The sequence below is a fragment of the Seongchinamella sediminis genome, assembly GCF_003457605.1.
GTDB lineage: Bacteria > Pseudomonadota > Gammaproteobacteria > Pseudomonadales > Halieaceae > Halioglobus > Halioglobus sediminis.
Window position 1 is genome coordinate 46,738 of the sequence record NZ_QRAN01000015.1, and the last position, 16,058, is coordinate 62,795.

Below are 16,058 nucleotides of genomic sequence, written 5' to 3' on the forward strand. Positions count from 1 at the left end.
GTAACATGCTCTACCTGATTGCGATTACCACTGCGCTGATCGTCGCAACGGCCCTCTGGCTAAAGGCCCGGCGCCAGGAACCGGCAGCGCTGGAGGCGGAACCAGAGCCGCTGCACCTGGGCATCAAGGCTTACATGCGCGAGGACTACGCCCGGGCCGAGCCGGTCTTACGTCACCATGCAGAGGCCGGCGAACTCAAGGCCCAGCAGTTGCTGGCCAAGATGTACTACTCCGGCCACGGTGTCCCCCGGGACCGCGAGCGCTACCTGTACTGGCTGGAACGAGCCGCCGCCCAGGGCGACCGCAGTGCCAAGGCGCGGTTGAAAGCGGCACGGCAACAGGAAGCCTGAGCGACAGCGCTGTTGCGCGGCGCTCCCCGGGCCGCTTAAAATGCCGGCAAACGACTGATAATTATCCAAAAATTCGTAGGCGCAAAGCACCGTGCCCACCCGCTCCAGGTATACCCGATGTCGCTATATTTTCCCCCCAGCCTCCGCGTTGATTTCGAGCCCCGGCTGGGAGGCCAGAGCACCTGGCAGGACCACGCGGCTTTTGGCTATGACCTGGTGGCCGCCACAGCGCCCCGGCTGCTGGTGGAGTTGGGCAGCCAGCGAGGGTTTTCCTTTGCTGTGTTCTGCCAGTCCGCCCGGGAGCACTCCCTGGACTGTACCTGCTACGCGGTAGACACCTGGGCGGGTGATGAACATACCGGCAGCTACGGGGAAGAGATTTACGACAGGCTCGCCAGCCACATTCGCGAGTTCTACCGCCATTACGCCTACCTGCTGCGGATGACATTCGACGAGGCTGTGGCCCAGTTCAGCGATGGCAGTATCGACCTGCTGCACATTGACGGCCTGCACACCTACGAGGCGGTCGCCCACGATTTCCACACCTGGTATCCCAAAGTTGCCACCGGCGGCATTATCCTGTTCCACGACATTGCCGAGCGGCAGGGTGATTTTGGCGTCTGGAAGCTCTGGGAGGAACTGCAACAGCAGTATCCCTGCTTCACCTTCACTCATGGTCACGGCCTGGGCGTACTGCGCAAACCGGGAGGTGCGGCACTGCAGGAACAAGCCCGGCTGATTCAATTGCTGTTCGGCGACTCGGCAGAGGACCGGCAGGTCCTGGCGGAGATGTACAGCATCGCCGGGCAGTTCCTGAAAAGCCGCCGCCAGGCGCGCAAGTTCCGCGAGAGCCGGGAGCAGGCGATCAAGCGCAAGATGACTCAACAGGCATGACTACCCTGTCCCGGCCCCGGCTCTCCGTGGTGGTAGTGGCCTACCGCATGCCGACGCAACTGCAACGCACCCTGCATACGCTGTCCACCGCCTACCAACGCAACGTGAGCCAGGAGGACTACGAGGTCATCGTGGTGGAGAACAGCTCCGACCAGAACCTCGATGAACACACGCTAGAACAGCTGCCGGCTAACTTTCGCTACTTCCTCCGCGATGAGTCCAGCCCCACGCCGGTGCACGCCCTCAACTTCGGTTTCGAGCAGGCCCGCGGCGAGTACCTGGGGATCATGATCGATGGCGCTCACATGGTCACTCCGCGGGTAATCGAGCACGCCCTGGCCTGTTTTCGCGCCCACCCCAACTGCCTGGTGGCCATTCCGGTACACCACCTGGGGCCCCAGGAGCAGCACATCAGCACGCGCGAAGGTTACAACAGCGATGAGCAGGACAGGCTGCTGGCCAGCGTGGACTGGCGTCAAGATGGCTATGAACTATTCCGCATCAGCGTCTGGTGCAGCGCCCATTCCCGCGGCTTCATGCAGCCTATTTCCGAGTCCAACTGTTATTTCGTGCCGCGGCAAAACCTGGCCGCCATCGGTTACGCCGACACCAGCTTCGACTACGAGGGCGGCGGCGCCATCAACCTGCACATGTTCCGCGCTCTGGGCCTGTTTCCTGGCAGCAGCTATGTCCTGCTGCACGGCGAGGCAAGTTTCCACCAGTTCCACGGCGGGGTGACCTCCAACGAAACCCGCGAGCAGGTGGTGGACAAGTTCTTCCAGCAATTGAGCGATCACTGGCGCGGCCAGTACCGGGCGCTGACCCGTGAACCGCTGTTTTACGGCAGCATCAGCCCCCAGGCGCAGGCCCTGGTAACCGTGGCGTCACGTTTTGGTGAACGGCGGGCAAAACGCCTGGGTGATATGGGCAAGGCACTCTGGCCGGAACAGGCCGCCAGCGCCCTGGAGGACCTCCCCATTTTCGGGGAGTGAACAGCCCGGTGAACCGACCCGCCCCCCTGCTGCATATTGGCTATCCAAAATGCCTGTCTACCTGGATGCAGCAATGCCTGTTCCAGCCGGGGCAGGGCATGGTCAATGTGATGAACCCGTTCGAGATCCAGCTGGGGTTGGTCAGTGTCGATCCGCTGGAATTCCAGCCCCATGCATTTACCGCCGATTTCTGGCGCCGCTACAGCGAACAATCGACCGGGACGGGCCTGTTGCCGGTGCTGAGTTCGGAAAACCTGGCGGGGGCCATCAGTCACAACGGCTACAACGCGAAATACAATGCCGACAAGCTGTACGCCTGTTTCCCTGATGCGAGGGTGTTGATCATCATACGCGAACAGCGCGCCGCCCTGCGCTCGCTTTACCGCACCCTGGTCGCCTGGGGCATGCCCTACCCCCTGGAACAGCTGCTGCGGCCAGAACCCCACTGGCAGCACATGGCGCCCGCGTTTGCGCCCACGGTGCTGGAGTACCACCGGCTTATCGCCTACTACCAGCAGCTGTTTGGCAGCGGGCAGGTAAAAGTGCTGTGCTACGAGACCTTCGCTGGAAACCCCAAAGCCTTCATTGAGGCCATCGCCAGTCACGGCCAGTTGACTGCAATGGACAAGCGGCTCGCCTCACTGCCGGTCAAGCGGCGCATCAACCCCGGGACTTCACTTTACGGTATTGAGAAGCATCGGCTGGCAAATCGCCTGTACCGCAACCTGTATAACGCCAACGGACTGATCCGGGAAACAGAGGAACGCCAGTTCCGGCGCATGGCCGATTTTCGCCGCCGCCAGGAAGGCCTGTTCGACCGGCTGCTGTCACCGACCCTGGAACGGCGGTTTACCGCCCGCTTACATGATGCAACTCGCGGCATGTACGCCAGCAGTAATCGCCGGACGATGGCGCTGACAGGCCTGCAGCTTGACGCCTTTGACTACCAGCTGGAGCCTGCCAGAACACCGGGGTTAGCTCAGTCTGAGTCGGGAGAAAACTCGACGATTTCGTAACTGTGGCTCATCGTCACCCCCGCCGCACCGAGCATGATGGAGGCGCTGCAGTACTTCTCGGCAGACAGTTCCACCGCCCGCTTCACGTGATTCTCCTTGAGGCCGACGCCGGTGACGATAAAGTGCAGGTTGATCCGGGTGAATACCGCCGGTACCGCGTCGGCGCGCTCTGCCTCGACTTCCACTTTGCAGTCCACCACCTTCTGGCGGGACTTCTTCAGCATGCTCATCACGTCGTAGGTAGAACAGCCACCGGTGCCGAGCAGCAGCAATTCCATGGGGCGCGGCCCCAGGTTGCGCCCGCCCAGGTCGGCAGAGCCATCCATTACCACCGCGTGACCACTGCCGGACTCGCCCACGAACATGGCGCCGTCGGTCCATTTCACCGTTGCTTTCATTGCTTCCTCACCTGGAAAAAACTGGCGCCGCAGCTTAGCACAAGAAATCACGTTTTACTTGGGCGAGGACCGGGGTAGAATCGGTAAAACAACATACAACGCAGGGGTAAAGCGGGGTGCTGAAGCCGCAGATCACAAATAACATTCCCAATGTGGAGAACTTCCTCCGCCACTGCGAGAGAAAGCAGTACAAGGCCAAGGCCGTGGTGATGAAGCAGGGGGAGGCCGGTGACCGCCTGTACCTTATTCTCGATGGATCCGTGTCAGTCATGGTGGAAGACGAAGCCGAAGCCGATCACATGATGGTGGTGAGCTACCTCAACCCCGGCGATTTTGTCGGTGAAATGGGCCTGTTCGAGGACGAGATTACCCCCCGCAGCGCGATGGTCACCGCCAAGACCGAGTGTGAAGTGGCGGAAATCAGCTACGAAAAATTCCACCAGATAAGCGCCCAGTACCCGGAGGTGCTCGCCGCCATTGCCCGCCAGCTGGGCAAGCGCCTGCGCCAGACCACTCGCAAGCTCACCGACCTGGCCTTTGTTGACGTATCCGGCCGCATCGCCCACACCCTGCTGGACCTTTGCCGGGAACCGGATGCCATGACCCACCCCGACGGCATGCAGATCAAGATTACCCGCCAGGAACTGGGCAAGATTGTCGGCTGCTCCCGGGAAATGGCCGGCCGCGTGCTGAAGTCCCTGGAGCAGGACGGGCTGGTGTCGGTTTCGGGCAAGACCATGGTGGTTTTCGGGGCCCGTTAGAAAAACAGTTCCCGCAGCTTCTCCCCCGGCTCCCCGGCGCGCATAAACGCCTCGCCCACCAGGAAGGCGTGCACCTCCCGCTCGCGCATCCGCGCCACGTCGTCGGGGGTGTGAATACCGCTTTCGGTGACCACCACCCGGTCGGCAGGAATATGGGGCAACAGCTCGAAGGTCGTTTCCAGGCGCATCTCGAAACTGTGCAGGTCGCGGTTGTTGATACCCACCAGCCGGGTCTCCAGCTCCAGGGCCCGGTCCAGTTCGGCCCGGTCGTGAACCTCCACCAGCACATCCAGGCCAAACTCCCCGGCGGTGGCGGCCAGTTCACGCATCTGGTCGTCCGCCAGGGCGGCGACAATCAGCAGGATCGCATCGGCGCCAATCGCCCGTGACTCGACCACCTGGTAGGGGTCGACGGTGAAGTCCTTGCGGATGACCGGCAGGTCGCAGGCGGCGCGGGCCTGCTGCAGGTACTCATCGGCGCCCTGGAAGAAATCGATATCGGTGAGCACGGAGAGACAGGTCGCGCCGCCGCGCTGGTAACTGGCGGCAATTGCCGCGGGGTCGAAGTCGGCGCGAATTACCCCCTTGCTCGGGGAAGCTTTCTTGGCCTCGGCGATGACCGCCGGCTCCGCCGCTGCAACCCGGGAGGCCAGCGCCGCGGCAAAGCCCCGGGCCGGCGACTGCTCGCTGATACGGGACTCCAGGCTGGCCAGCGATGTATGCGCCCGCCGCGAGGCGACTTCCTCCGCCTTGCGAGCCAGGATTTTGCGTAGAATGGTGGGAGGGTTTATTGCCATTGCCTTATCCCGCCTCGCCGCCGCGCATCAATTGGGTAAAGTCCACAAAGGACTTGAGCTTTTCTGCCGCCTGGCCACTTGCCAGCAGGTCTTCCGCCATGGCCACACCGGCGGCCAGGGTGCTGGTCACATCGGCAACATAAATCGTCGCCCCGGCGTTGAGCGCGATAATCGCCGCCGCCTTGCGCGAGGCCTCGTCATCGGCGCCGGCCAGCGCACTGCGGATCAGCGCCGCCGAAGCAGCGGAATCCGCCACCGCCAGCCCCTCCAGCGACTGGCGCTCAAGACCGAAATCTTCCGGACTGATGCTATAGCTTTCAATTTTGCCGTCGCGCAACTCGGCGACCCGGGTGGGAGCGGCGATCGATATCTCATCCAGGCCGTCGTCAGAGTGCACAATCATCACGTGTTCTGAGCCCAGGGACCTGAGCACCTCCGCCAGCGGCTGGCACAGGTCCGCGGAAAATACACCGATCACCTGGCGGGTCACGCCAGCGGGATTGGTGAGCGGGCCCAGCACATTGAACAGCGTACGCATGCCCAGCTCACGGCGGGGGCCAATGGCGTAACGCATGGCGCTGTGATGGGCGGGCGCAAACATAAAGCCCACGCCGACCTCCTCGATGGCCCGGGCAACCTGGACGGGATCCAGGTCCAGGGGCATGCCCAGGGTTTCCAGCACGTCGGAACTGCCGCTGCTGGAAGACACCCCCCGGTTGCCGTGCTTGGCCACGTGGGCACCGGCCGCCGCCACCACAAAGGTCGCGGCAGTCGACACATTGAACAGGTTGGCGCCATCGCCACCGGTACCGACCAGGTCCACCAGGTGGGGTGCGCTGACCTCAACCGGTGTTGCCAGTTCGCGCATCACCTGGGCTGCCCCGGCGATTTCATCGGTGGTCTCGCCCTTGATGCGCAGGGCCACCAGCAGGGCACCGATCTGCGCATCGGTGGCGTCGCCGGACATGACCTGGCGCATGACCCCTGCCATGTCTTGCTGGCTGAGGCTGTGCCCGTCTACCAGGGCCGCCAGCGCTTGCTGCATATCCATGCTATTGCTCCAGGAAATTGCGCAACAGGTCGTGCCCGTGCGCGGTGAGAATGGACTCCGGGTGAAACTGCACCCCCTCGATGGCCAGTTCCCGGTGCCGCAGGCCCATGATTTCATCCAGCTCGCCGGATTCCGTCTGGGTCCATGCAGTGACTTCCAGGCACGCCGGGAGGCTCTCCTTCTCCACCACCAGGCTGTGGTAGCGGGTGGCTTCGAAGGGTTCACTCAGGCCACGGAATACGCCCTGCCCCCGGTGATGTACGGGCGAGGTTTTGCCGTGCATGACCCGGCGCGCCCGCACTATCCTGCCACCAAAGACCTGGCCGATGCTCTGGTGGCCCAGGCAAATCCCCAGGATAGGCAGCTGGCCGGCATATTCCTCGATCACCGCCATGGAGATCCCCGCCTCGTTGGGCGTACAGGGCCCGGGGGAGATGACGATTTTTGCCGGCTTCAGTGCCGCAATATCAGACACCGCGATCTCATCGTTGCGCACCACATGGACATCGGCGCCCAACTCGCCCAGGTACTGCACCACGTTGTAGGTAAAGGAATCGTAATTATCGATCATCAGGAGCATGACTTGTCCCCCTGTTCGCCCGCCAGCACCATGGAGGCGGCCCGGAACATGGCCCGGGCCTTGTTGTGGGTTTCCTTCCACTCCAGCCGCGGCACCGAATCAGCCACCACGCCGCCCCCGGCCTGGACGTACAGCCTGCCGTCCTTGATCACCGCGGTGCGGATGGCGATGGCGGTATCCATGTCGCCGGCCCAGGAAATATAACCCACCGCGCCGCCGTAAACGCCGCGCTTGACCGGCTCCAGTTCGTCGATGATTTCCATGGCGCGGATCTTCGGGGCGCCGCTCAGGGTTCCGGCTGGCAGCGTTGCCCGCAGCACATCGATAGCGGACTTGTCATCCTTCAGCTCACCGGTCACGTTGGACACAATGTGCATCACGTGGGAGTAGCGCTCCACCACCATTTTGTCGGTGAGCTCGACCGATCCGGTTCTGGCAATACGCCCCACGTCGTTGCGGCCCAGGTCGATGAGCATCAGGTGCTCGGCAATTTCCTTGGGATCTGCCAGCAGTTCCGCCTCCAGCGCCTCGTCCTCTTCCTCGCTGTAACCCCGCCGGCGGGTGCCGGCAATCGGCCGCACGGTGACCAGGCCATGCTCCAGCCTGGCGAGGATTTCCGGCGACGAACCCACAATGTGGAAATCTTCCAGGTCCAGGTAGTACATGTAGGGTGAGGGATTGAGATTGCGCAGGGCCCGGTACAGGTTCAAGGGCGGTGCGCTAAACGGTACGCTCATTCGCTGGGAGGGCACCACCTGCATCACATCACCGGCAAGGACGTACTCTTTCACCTTGTCCACGGCCTCGTGGTAGGCCTCCTGGGTGAAGTGGGACTCGGCCTGCTGCTCCAGCTCGGAACTGTCGGCGGCATCCAGCGACACCTCGGGTAGCGGCGCCATCGGTTCCCGCAGTTGCGCGACCAGCTGCTGCAGGCGCTGATTGGCGCGCTCCAGGGCATCGTCATCCACCGGGTCGGCGTTCACTACCAGGCGGATAGTGCCCGCCAGGTTGTCGAACACCAGCACTTCTTCCGCCACCATCAGCAGGATATCGGGGTTGCCCAGTTCGTCTGCCGGCATGCCCGGCGCCAGCCGCGGCTCGACATAACGCACCGTATCGTAGCCGAAGTAACCCACCAGGCCACCGTGGAATACCGGCAGATCCTCCCGGGGGGCCGCGCGGTAACGCCGCTGGAAATCCTCGGCAAAGGCCAGTGGATCGGCGACCTCCTCGCTTTCGGTGAGTTCGCCATCAACAAAAATATCGGCCCGGTGGTCGTAAACCTTGAGCACGGTCCTGCAGGGCAGGCCGATTATCGAGTAGCGGCCCCACTTCTCGCCGCCCTGGACAGATTCAAAAAAGAAGGAGTAGGGCCCTTCCGCCAGTTTGCGGTAGGCACTGATGGGGGTTTCCAGGTCCGCCAGCACTTCCAGACTGACAGGTATACGGTTGAAGTCTTGTGCCACCAGGGCGGCAAAGTCCTGCGAATTCATGGGTGTTCCTCGGAGATTGATTGTACGTATTCAGGTCGAAGCGGGGCCCTGGCTACCATCGCCAGCAAGTGACCTCGCGCATCGAAAGCAGGTCGATGCTGTTACGTACGGCTGTTTGCACAGCAATCTCCGGATACAGACTGGACCTATTGTACATAGGGGGATCGGGATGGCAAACAGGGTCTACCCGCCGGCAGGCTCTACACGCCCGCCAGCTGTTCCCGCATGGCGGCTATCACCGCCGCGTAATCCGGCTGGTTGAAGATCGCCGAGCCTGCCACGAAGGTATCGGCGCCAGCCGCGGCGATCTCGGCAATGTTGCTCGCCGACACGCCGCCGTCGATCTCCAGGCGGATATCGAGCCCGGTGGCGTCGATCATGGCCCGCGCCTCGCGCAGCTTGTCCAGCGTTGCCGGAATAAACGACTGCCCGCCAAAGCCCGGGTTTACCGACATCAGCAGCACCATGTCCACCTTGTCCATCACGTACTTCAACGCATCCAGGCCCATTGCCGGGTTGAATACCAGGCCGGACTTGCAGCCGGCGGCGCGGATCATCTGCAGGGAGCGGTCCACGTGGGTGGAGGCATCCGGATGGAAGGTAATGTAGGTGGCGCCGGCCTCGGCGAAGTCGCCGATCAGGCGGTCTACCGGGCTGACCATCAGGTGCACGTCGATGGGCGCGGTCACTCCATGCTTGCGCAGGGCCTTGCAGACCATGGGGCCGATGGTCAGGTTGGGCACGTAGTGATTGTCCATCACGTCGAAATGCACTATATCGGCGCCGGCGGCGAGCACCTTGTCCACTTCTTCCCCGAGGCGGGCAAAATCGGCGGATAGAATGGAAGGGGCGATCTGGTAGTCGGCCATGATGGACTCCGGCTGCATTAAAAGCGGCTATTCTACCCCGTACACGGTCGCGGAACGAGGCGCATGGCGATGATGTTAAACCGGGCGCCTGATGCCGCCATGGCTCTCTGCAGCCCGCCCGGCGTGTTTCACTGCTCAGCGGCTGAGCGGATCCGGGTATCCAGCGCCTGCAGCCGCTGCGGGGTCCCCACATCTTCCCAGTCGCCGCCGTAGTATTCCCCGCCCAGGGTGCCCGCGGCTATGGCAGCATCCAGCAGTGGCCGCAGCGCCAGCTTGCCCGCTGTCACATCCTTGAAGAAAGCGGGCGTGTACAGCCCCAAACCGGCATAGGTATAGCCCGCCTGGTCAGCCGGCCGATAAGCCACGCGGCCATCCCCGCCGAGGCAGAAGTCGCCCAGCGGGTGCTGGGGCGGGTTGTCCACCATCACCAGGTGGGCCTGCTCCCAGGGCCTCAGGCTGTAGCGGCGCAGCTGGTCAAGCGGATAGTCGATCCACACGTCGCCATTGATGACCAGGAAAGGGTCGCTGCCGAGCAGGGGCAATGCCTGCTGGATTCCGCCTGCGGTTTCCAGTGGCTGTGCCTCCCGGGACCAGGCGATACTCAACTCCCAACGGGAGCCATCACCGCAATAGTCGATGACCTGCTGCGCAAGGTGGGAGACATTCACCACCAGGTCGCGAAAACCCGCCTTGCCCAGCGCCCGAATGTGGTACTCCAACAGCGGCATATCGGCCACCTGTAACAGGGGCTTGGGGGTGTGCTCGGTGAGCGGCCGCATCCGCTCGCCGACACCGGCGCAGAGGATCATTGCCTTCATGGAGCACTGTTCCATGGCTGCTGGCGGATCACCGTCATTACCTCGCCTGCAAACCAGTTATCGAAGGCCGCTATCACGACCATGTCATCACGATACTTCTGCAGCATTTCCACAACGTAACTGATCACCAGTGGTAAATCGTCCAGGTAAGCAGGCTTGTCATCGCGGATATTCAGTCGAGCGAATGTACCCAATACCTTGAGGTGCCGCTGCAGGCCCATCAGGTCAAACCAGCGCAGGAACCGTGACTTGTCGATGTCAACCAGCGTACCCCGCTGCTGCAGCAATTCCAGGTAGGACAGGGCCCAGGCCTCCACCTGCGCCGGTTGCCAGCGAATGTAGCAATCACGCAGCAGCGACACCAGATCGTAGGTGACCGGGCCGACTACCGCGTCCTGGAAATCAATGAGCGCCAGCGCGCCGTCCGGCTGCGGCATCAGGTTACGGCTGTGAAAATCGCGGTGAACCAGTACCGTGGGCTGCTCCAGGGCGTTGGCCTTGAGCACATCGGCCAAAGGACGCCAGATCGAGTCATCCGGTGAAGGAATACCCAGCAACCGTTCCACAAACCACTGCGGGAAGCGGCTGAGTTCCTCGCTCAGCAGGGCGTCATCGTAGCGCGGCCATTGGGGGTCCCCCGGATCTATGCTTCCCATGGCGAGCAGGATTTCAAATGCGCGCCCGTAGGGCTGGTTCGCCGTCGATGCATCCAGTTGCTGCAATAACAGCCGGTCACCGAGATCACCCAACAGCAGGTAACCGCGGGACAGGTCGGCGCCGCACAGCGCCGGGACGCTGATCCCGGCGGCCGCCAGCAAGCCCCTGACCTTCAGGAATTCGGCATTCTTCTGGCTCTCGGGTGGCGCATCCACCGCTATATAGCTGCGCCCGTTCAGGCGCAGGCGAAAGTAGCGCCGGGCGCTGGCGTCACCCGCCACGGGCTCCAGTTCTGCCTGGCCTTCGGCACCCAGAACCGACAGTGACCAGGGCAGTAAATCCGCTGGTGGTAATCTACTGGCCAAACTCGTTCCTCGTGTTACTGAGCTGGTTGATCTGGCGGCGCGGCCAGCCAAATTTTCCCGGACAAGGGCAAGCCTATGCTTTAGAATTCGCCCTTTACGCGAAGAACCCTCGATCAGAATGACACCCAGAACTGCCCCAAAACCGCGGCGACACCCGACCCGGGGGCGACTGCGCCTCGCGCTGGCGTGCGCGCTGTTGAGCATGTCCGGGGTGGCACAGGATAACAGCGCGCGGGGCGCGGCACACCCCCTGGACTGGGTCCATGTGGACGAGGTACCGCGGGAGCTCCGCGACGACCAGTGCGTGAACTGCGAGGGCCGCTATATCGACCCGCTGGCCGGCGCCGACCAGTCGACCTCCCCCGAGGATTCCCCCATCGATGCCGACGCCAGCAATGCGGAACTGCGTGAGGACAGCGCGATTTTCCGCGGCGGGGTATTCCTCAAACAGGGCTATCGGCAGGTGAGCGCCGAAGAAATCAGTCTCGACCGCAGCGAGGAGACAGCCACCCTCAGTGGCAGCATTACCCTGCGGGAACCGGGGCTGTTGTTGCGCGGCGAAAAAGCACAGATCTTCTCCAGAACAGAACGCGCCAACGTCGAGAACAGCCAGTTTGTTCTCCATGAACTGCATATGCGCGGTAGCGCTGACCTGCTGGAACGGGACAGCGACGGCATTCTTCACATTCACGACGGCCAGCTCAGCTACTGCGCCCCCGGGGATGACGAGTGGCTGCTGGAGGCCGGCGAACTGGAGCTGGACCTTGAGGAAGGCCTGGGGATAGCGCGGGATGCCAAGGTGCGAGTAGCCGGAGTGCCGGTGTTCTACTTCCCGTGGATGCAGTTCCCGCTGGATGACCGCCGCCGGACTGGCGTGTTGTGGCCGGATATCGGTTCGGATTCCCGCGGCGGGGTGGATATTGCCGTACCCGTTTACCTGAACCTGGCCCCGGATTACGACCTCCTGTATACACCGCGCTACATCGAGGAGCGCGGACTCAATCACGAGGCAAAAGCGCGCTATCTCAATCCCTACCTCGGGCGCTGGGAGGTTGGCGGCGCCTTCATGAACGAGGACAAGCGCTACAAAAACGAGTATCCCAGCGAACGCAATCACGACCGCTGGCTGGGTGTGGTCAAGCAGAACGGCCTGTTCAACAAGCGCTGGCGCTCACAGATCGATTACAGCAAGGCCAGCGACGTCAACTACATGAAGGACCTGCAAACCTCCAGCCTGGACTCCAAGCGGCGTACCGCCCTGCTGCAATACGGCGCCCTGGACTACCTCGGCGACCGCTGGATGGCCAACCTGGAAGTCCAGCAGTTCCAGACACTGGCGGACGATATCAGCAACGACTACAAAAAGCTGCCGCAAATCACCGGTCGCTATCGGCCCGACGGCACGCCCTTTACCGTCAATCCGATCCTGCTCGCCCAGTACTCCAATTTCGACACCGACACCAACAAAGTCACCGGCCAGCGCCTCTACAGCGAGGCCGGCGCCAGCTACCCGATGCTGTGGACCTACGGTTTCTTTACACCCACCGGCAAGTACCGGCACCTGGCTTACGACCTGGATGAGCACAGGAACTACGGGGACCAGAGTCCCGATGCTGGCGCTCCCCTGCTCAGCCTCGATGGCGGTCTCTACTTTGACCGCGGCACCCGCTTGTTCGGCCGCCAGATGCTGCAGACGCTGGAGCCGCGACTGTATTACCTGTATAGCGAGTACCAGGACCAGGACGGGCAACCGGACTTTGACAGCTCGGAACTGACCTTTACCTACAACCAGCTGTTCCGGGAAACCCGCTTTTCCGGACGCGACCGCATCGATGATGCCGACCAGCTCTCGGTGGGCATTACCACCCGTTTCATCGATGAAACCGATGGCCGGGAGGAGTTCAACGCCAGCATCGGCCAGATTTTCTATTTCAAGGACCGGGAAGTACGCCTGGATGCCGACAACCCGCCACTGACAACCGGCGGCTCGGAAGTGGCCGGTGAGCTGAGCTTTTATCCCAACGAGCGCCTGAGCCTGCGCACCAGCCTGGTGTGGGATCCCTACAGCGACCGCATGAACTCCGGCAATTTCTTTACCAGCTACACCCGCGATGACGGCAGTATCTACAATTTCGGTTACAGCTACCGGCGCCCGCTGACCACCGTGGACACCACCCAGCCACCCACCGAGGAAGCCCACTTTTCCTTCTACATGCCCGCCGGATTGAACTGGCGCCTGTTCGCCGCTGTCAACTACTCGGTAGAGGCCGGCGAAAGCGTGGAAGATATGTTCGGGGTGGAATATGATACCTGCTGCTGGAAATTGCGTTTGCTGCACCTGCGCTACTACGATACCGCCTCCGGGGAGAACCCCGACTTTGATGACCCGCTGCTGGAGCGGGAAGATTCCACCCAGATTCAAGTTGTGCTCAAGGGCATGGGCGGCTTCGGCAGCCGCGCCAGCAGCATAATGGAAGACATGATCCGAGGTTTTACCAACAGTGAATATTAAAACGAGGCTCCTGGGCGCCATCCTGGCGACTGCCATTCTCGCCTCCGGCCTGGCCCGGGCGGAAACCGAGATGCTGGACCAGGTGGTAGCCGTGGTCGATGACGACATCATCATGGCCAGCGAACTGCGCGAACGCGTTGACTCAATCACCCAGAGTATAGAGGCGCGGGGCGTGGAGATGCCTCCGGAAGATGTCATCATCCGCGAGACCCTGGACCGCCTGATCCTGGAGAGCATCCAGCTGCAGAAAGGGCAGCGGGTTGGGGTCCGCATCACCGACGCCCAGCTCAATGCCGCCCTGCAGCGGGTTGCCGCACAGAATGGCATGACCCTGGACCAGTTCCGCCTGGCGCTGGAGGAACAGGGCCAGTCCTACCAGGGCATGCGCGAGCAAATCCGCACCGAAATGATCATCCAGCGGGTGCAGCAGGGCAACGTCAACCAGCGCATCGAGATCAGCGACCAGGAAGTGGACAACTTCCTGGCCACGGCGGAGGGCCAGAAAATGACCCAGCCGGAATACCAGATCCTTCACGCCCTGCTGGCGGTGTCGCCCAGCGCCCCCGCCGCCGAGGCGGAGCGCGCCGAGGCCTATGTCGACAAGGTGCTGGCGGAGATCCAGGCCGGCTCGACATTTGAAGCGGCGGTCAGCGCCCCGGGCCCCTATACCTTCAGCGGCGGCAACCTCGGCTGGCGCAAGCTGGACGACCTGCCCTCCCTGTTCTCCGACGTGGCGCCGGCGCTGGCCAAGGGCGAAACTCAAAAAGTACGCTCCGACAGCGGCTTCCACCTGATTTACATGGCCGACCGCCGCGGCGACGAGAGCATGGTGGTCAACCAGACCCGGGTGCGCCATATCCTGGTGAAACCCTCCGAGATCATGACCGACCAGCAGGCCAGGGAACTGGTGACCGACCTCAAGGCCCGCGCCGAGGGCGGTGAAGACTTCGCCGAACTGGCCCGGGAATACTCGGAAGACATCGGCTCCGCCCAGGAAGGCGGCGACCTGGGCTGGACCAGCCCCGGCCAGATGGTGCCTGAATTCGAGCAGACCATGCAGATTACCGCCATCGGCGAGATATCCGACCCGGTGAAAAGCCAGTTCGGCTGGCACATCCTGGAAGTCATGGACCGCCGGGAAGAAGACATGACCGACCGCGCCACCCGCAACAAGGCCATGAACTACCTGCACAACCGCAAATACCAGGAAGAGCTGGATGCCTGGCTGAGACAGATCCGCGATGAAGCCTTTGTGGATATCAAGTGACGGCGAAAGCCGTCATTACGACGCAAGCCGCCCTCATCGTCATTCCGGCGAAAGCCGTGGTCCGGCATTCCGGAATCCAGTGACCCTGCTACCAGAAACCAACCACCCCCTGGATTCCGGCCTGCGCCGGAATGACCAAGCGCGTTGATCCCCCGCATCGCCATCACTCCCGGCGAGCCCGCCGGTATCGGCCCGGACATCACCCTGGCCATCGCCCGGCAGCCATGGCCCGCCGAACTCGTCGCCATCTGCGACCCGGACCTGCTGCGGGAACGGGCCGCCATGTTGGACCTGGCAGTCGAAGTCGAAGAGATCGTCAGTCCCCAGGGCCAGCCAGAAACCCACACACCGGGCAAACTCAAGGTCTACCCGGTCGCCCTGAACGCCACCTGCACCCCCGGCGAGCTGAACCCGGCCAATGCCAGCTATGTGCTCTATACCCTCCACGCAGCGGTAGACGCCTGCCTGGCGGGGCGCTGCCAGGCCATGGTCACCGCCCCGGTGCAGAAATCGGTGATCAACGACGCCGGCATCCCCTTTTCCGGCCACACCGAACTGCTGGCCGAGGATACCGACAGCGAGCGGGTGGTGATGATGCTGGCCACCAGGAACCTGCGCGTGGCCCTGGCCACCACCCACCTGCCGCTGAAGGAGGTACCGGCAGCAATCACCACCGACCTGCTGGAATCGACCCTGGAAATTCTCCACCGCGACCTGCAGCAAAAATTCGGCCTGGCCCAGCCGCGGATTGCGGTACTGGGCCTCAACCCCCATGCCGGCGAGGCCGGTCACATGGGCAGAGAAGAACTGGACACCATCATCCCCACCCTGGAAAGGCTCAGGGCCCGGGGCATGAGCCTCCAGGGACCACTCCCCGCCGACACCGCCTTCAACCCCAAAGTACTGGACAACTGCGACGCGGTATTCGCCATGTACCACGACCAGGGCCTGCCGGTGCTGAAATACGCCGGCTTCGGCGAGGCGGTCAATGTGACCCTGGGCCTGCCGATCATTCGCACCTCGGTCGACCACGGCACAGCCCTGGACCTGGCAGGCACCGGCAAGGCCGACCCCTCCAGCCTGAGGACTGCCCTGGACATGGCGATTTCAATGGCCCACACCACGGGCAGTCCCAGCGTCATTCCGGCGTAGGCCGGAATCCATAACGCCCGGACAGCACCCACGGTTTACACCCCCCACCCCGCCCCGTAAAATCGCCCCCTGATTCCCCCAAGCAG

16 protein-coding genes are annotated in these 16,058 nt (G+C 62.8%); 8 read left to right on the top strand and 8 right to left on the bottom strand.

Annotation, left to right across the window (positions count from 1 at the left end; all coding sequences use genetic code 11):
• Positions 1-5: 5 nt before the first annotated feature.
• From DWB85_RS13820 to DWB85_RS13835, 4 genes are all read left to right on the top strand, one after another.
• Complete coding sequence (locus DWB85_RS13820) at positions 6-350, top strand: SEL1-like repeat protein (protein ID WP_117955720.1); 345 nt, start codon at positions 6-8, stop codon at positions 348-350.
• A 117-nt stretch (positions 351-467) separates the two neighbouring features.
• Positions 468-1,244, top strand: a complete 777-nt coding sequence (locus DWB85_RS13825) for a class I SAM-dependent methyltransferase (protein WP_117955722.1) — start codon at positions 468-470, stop codon at positions 1,242-1,244.
• Positions 1,241-2,236 (top strand): glycosyltransferase family 2 protein, encoded by a 996-nt coding sequence (locus DWB85_RS13830; protein WP_117955725.1) that lies wholly within the window; start codon positions 1,241-1,243, stop codon positions 2,234-2,236. Before DWB85_RS13825 ends, DWB85_RS13830 begins: the two co-directional genes overlap by 4 nt.
• Before the next feature lie 8 nt (positions 2,237-2,244).
• Entirely contained in the window at positions 2,245-3,252 is a 1,008-nt protein-coding gene (locus DWB85_RS13835) for a sulfotransferase (protein ID WP_133300623.1), read from the top strand.
• Here the strand turns inward: DWB85_RS13835 and DWB85_RS13840 are convergent.
• Entirely contained in the window at positions 3,216-3,650 is a 435-nt protein-coding gene (locus DWB85_RS13840) for an OsmC family protein (RefSeq protein ID WP_117955729.1), read from the bottom strand. The two genes, DWB85_RS13835 and DWB85_RS13840, sit on opposite strands and share 37 nt — an antisense overlap.
• 116 nt (positions 3,651-3,766) lie before the next feature.
• On the opposite strand from DWB85_RS13840, the gene crp reads away from it, so the two are divergent.
• The gene (gene crp, locus DWB85_RS13845; RefSeq protein WP_117955731.1) at positions 3,767-4,411 is read left to right on the top strand and encodes a cAMP-activated global transcriptional regulator CRP; all 645 of its coding nucleotides are present in this window, start codon (positions 3,767-3,769) and stop codon (positions 4,409-4,411) included.
• Here crp and trpC read toward each other — a convergent pair.
• The 7 genes from trpC to DWB85_RS13880 all read right to left on the bottom strand — a co-directional run bounded on the left by trpC (position 4,408) and on the right by DWB85_RS13880 (position 11,041).
• A complete protein-coding gene (trpC, locus tag DWB85_RS13850; RefSeq protein WP_205422743.1) occupies positions 4,408-5,208 on the bottom strand; it encodes an indole-3-glycerol phosphate synthase TrpC in 801 nt (266 codons plus the stop codon). The genes crp and trpC overlap by 4 nt on opposite strands.
• A 4-nt stretch (positions 5,209-5,212) precedes the next feature.
• Positions 5,213-6,259, bottom strand: a complete 1,047-nt coding sequence (trpD, locus tag DWB85_RS13855) for an anthranilate phosphoribosyltransferase (RefSeq protein WP_117955733.1) — start codon at positions 6,257-6,259, stop codon at positions 5,213-5,215.
• A 1-nt stretch (position 6,260) separates the two neighbouring features.
• Positions 6,261-6,839 carry an anthranilate synthase component II gene (locus DWB85_RS13860; RefSeq protein ID WP_117955735.1) on the bottom strand — a complete coding sequence of 193 codons (579 nt, stop codon included), beginning with the start codon at positions 6,837-6,839 and terminating at the stop codon, positions 6,261-6,263.
• The gene (gene trpE, locus DWB85_RS13865; protein ID WP_117955737.1) at positions 6,830-8,332 is read right to left on the bottom strand and encodes an anthranilate synthase component I; all 1,503 of its coding nucleotides are present in this window, start codon (positions 8,330-8,332) and stop codon (positions 6,830-6,832) included. The genes DWB85_RS13860 and trpE overlap by 10 nt, the downstream gene beginning before the upstream one ends.
• Before the next feature lie 200 nt (positions 8,333-8,532).
• A complete protein-coding gene (gene rpe / locus DWB85_RS13870) occupies positions 8,533-9,201 on the bottom strand; it encodes a ribulose-phosphate 3-epimerase (RefSeq protein ID WP_117955869.1) in 669 nt (222 codons plus the stop codon).
• A 128-nt stretch (positions 9,202-9,329) separates the two neighbouring features.
• Entirely contained in the window at positions 9,330-10,019 is a 690-nt protein-coding gene (murU, locus tag DWB85_RS13875; protein ID WP_117955740.1) for an N-acetylmuramate alpha-1-phosphate uridylyltransferase MurU, read from the bottom strand.
• Positions 10,016-11,041, bottom strand: coding sequence for an aminoglycoside phosphotransferase family protein (locus tag DWB85_RS13880; protein ID WP_205422744.1), 1,026 nt, complete (start codon positions 11,039-11,041; stop codon positions 10,016-10,018). The genes murU and DWB85_RS13880 overlap by 4 nt, the downstream gene beginning before the upstream one ends.
• 118 nt (positions 11,042-11,159) lie before the next feature.
• Between DWB85_RS13880 and DWB85_RS13885 the strand changes: the two genes are divergently transcribed.
• From DWB85_RS13885 to pdxA, 3 genes are all read left to right on the top strand, one after another.
• Positions 11,160-13,553, top strand: a complete 2,394-nt coding sequence (locus tag DWB85_RS13885; RefSeq protein ID WP_239017334.1) for an LPS-assembly protein LptD — start codon at positions 11,160-11,162, stop codon at positions 13,551-13,553.
• A complete protein-coding gene (locus tag DWB85_RS13890) occupies positions 13,543-14,820 on the top strand; it encodes a peptidylprolyl isomerase (protein ID WP_117955748.1) in 1,278 nt (425 codons plus the stop codon). The genes DWB85_RS13885 and DWB85_RS13890 overlap by 11 nt, the downstream gene beginning before the upstream one ends.
• A gap of 144 nt (positions 14,821-14,964) precedes the next feature.
• Positions 14,965-15,972 (top strand): 4-hydroxythreonine-4-phosphate dehydrogenase PdxA, encoded by a 1,008-nt coding sequence (gene pdxA / locus DWB85_RS13895; protein ID WP_117955754.1) that lies wholly within the window; start codon positions 14,965-14,967, stop codon positions 15,970-15,972.
• Positions 15,973-16,058: the final 86 nt, after the last annotated feature.

What these genes read in the sequence shown, in the direction of transcription:
- DWB85_RS13820 (WP_117955720.1), top strand. Translation starts at nt 6, where the DNA reads ATGCTCTACCTGATTGCGATTACCACTGCGCTGATCGTCGCAACGGCC.
- DWB85_RS13825 (WP_117955722.1), top strand. Translation starts at nt 468, where the DNA reads ATGTCGCTATATTTTCCCCCCAGCCTCCGCGTTGATTTCGAGCCCCGG.
- DWB85_RS13830 (WP_117955725.1), top strand. Translation starts at nt 1,241, where the DNA reads ATGACTACCCTGTCCCGGCCCCGGCTCTCCGTGGTGGTAGTGGCCTAC.
- DWB85_RS13840 (WP_117955729.1), bottom strand. Translation starts at nt 3,650, where the DNA reads ATGAAAGCAACGGTGAAATGGACCGACGGCGCCATGTTCGTGGGCGAG.
- trpC (WP_205422743.1), bottom strand. Translation starts at nt 5,208, where the DNA reads ATGGCAATAAACCCTCCCACCATTCTACGCAAAATCCTGGCTCGCAAG.
- trpD (WP_117955733.1), bottom strand. Translation starts at nt 6,259, where the DNA reads ATGGATATGCAGCAAGCGCTGGCGGCCCTGGTAGACGGGCACAGCCTC.
- DWB85_RS13860 (WP_117955735.1), bottom strand. Translation starts at nt 6,839, where the DNA reads ATGCTCCTGATGATCGATAATTACGATTCCTTTACCTACAACGTGGTG.
- trpE (WP_117955737.1), bottom strand. Translation starts at nt 8,332, where the DNA reads ATGAATTCGCAGGACTTTGCCGCCCTGGTGGCACAAGACTTCAACCGT.
- rpe (WP_117955869.1), bottom strand. Translation starts at nt 9,201, where the DNA reads ATGGCCGACTACCAGATCGCCCCTTCCATTCTATCCGCCGATTTTGCC.
- murU (WP_117955740.1), bottom strand. Translation starts at nt 10,019, where the DNA reads ATGAAGGCAATGATCCTCTGCGCCGGTGTCGGCGAGCGGATGCGGCCG.
- DWB85_RS13885 (WP_239017334.1), top strand. Translation starts at nt 11,160, where the DNA reads ATGACACCCAGAACTGCCCCAAAACCGCGGCGACACCCGACCCGGGGG.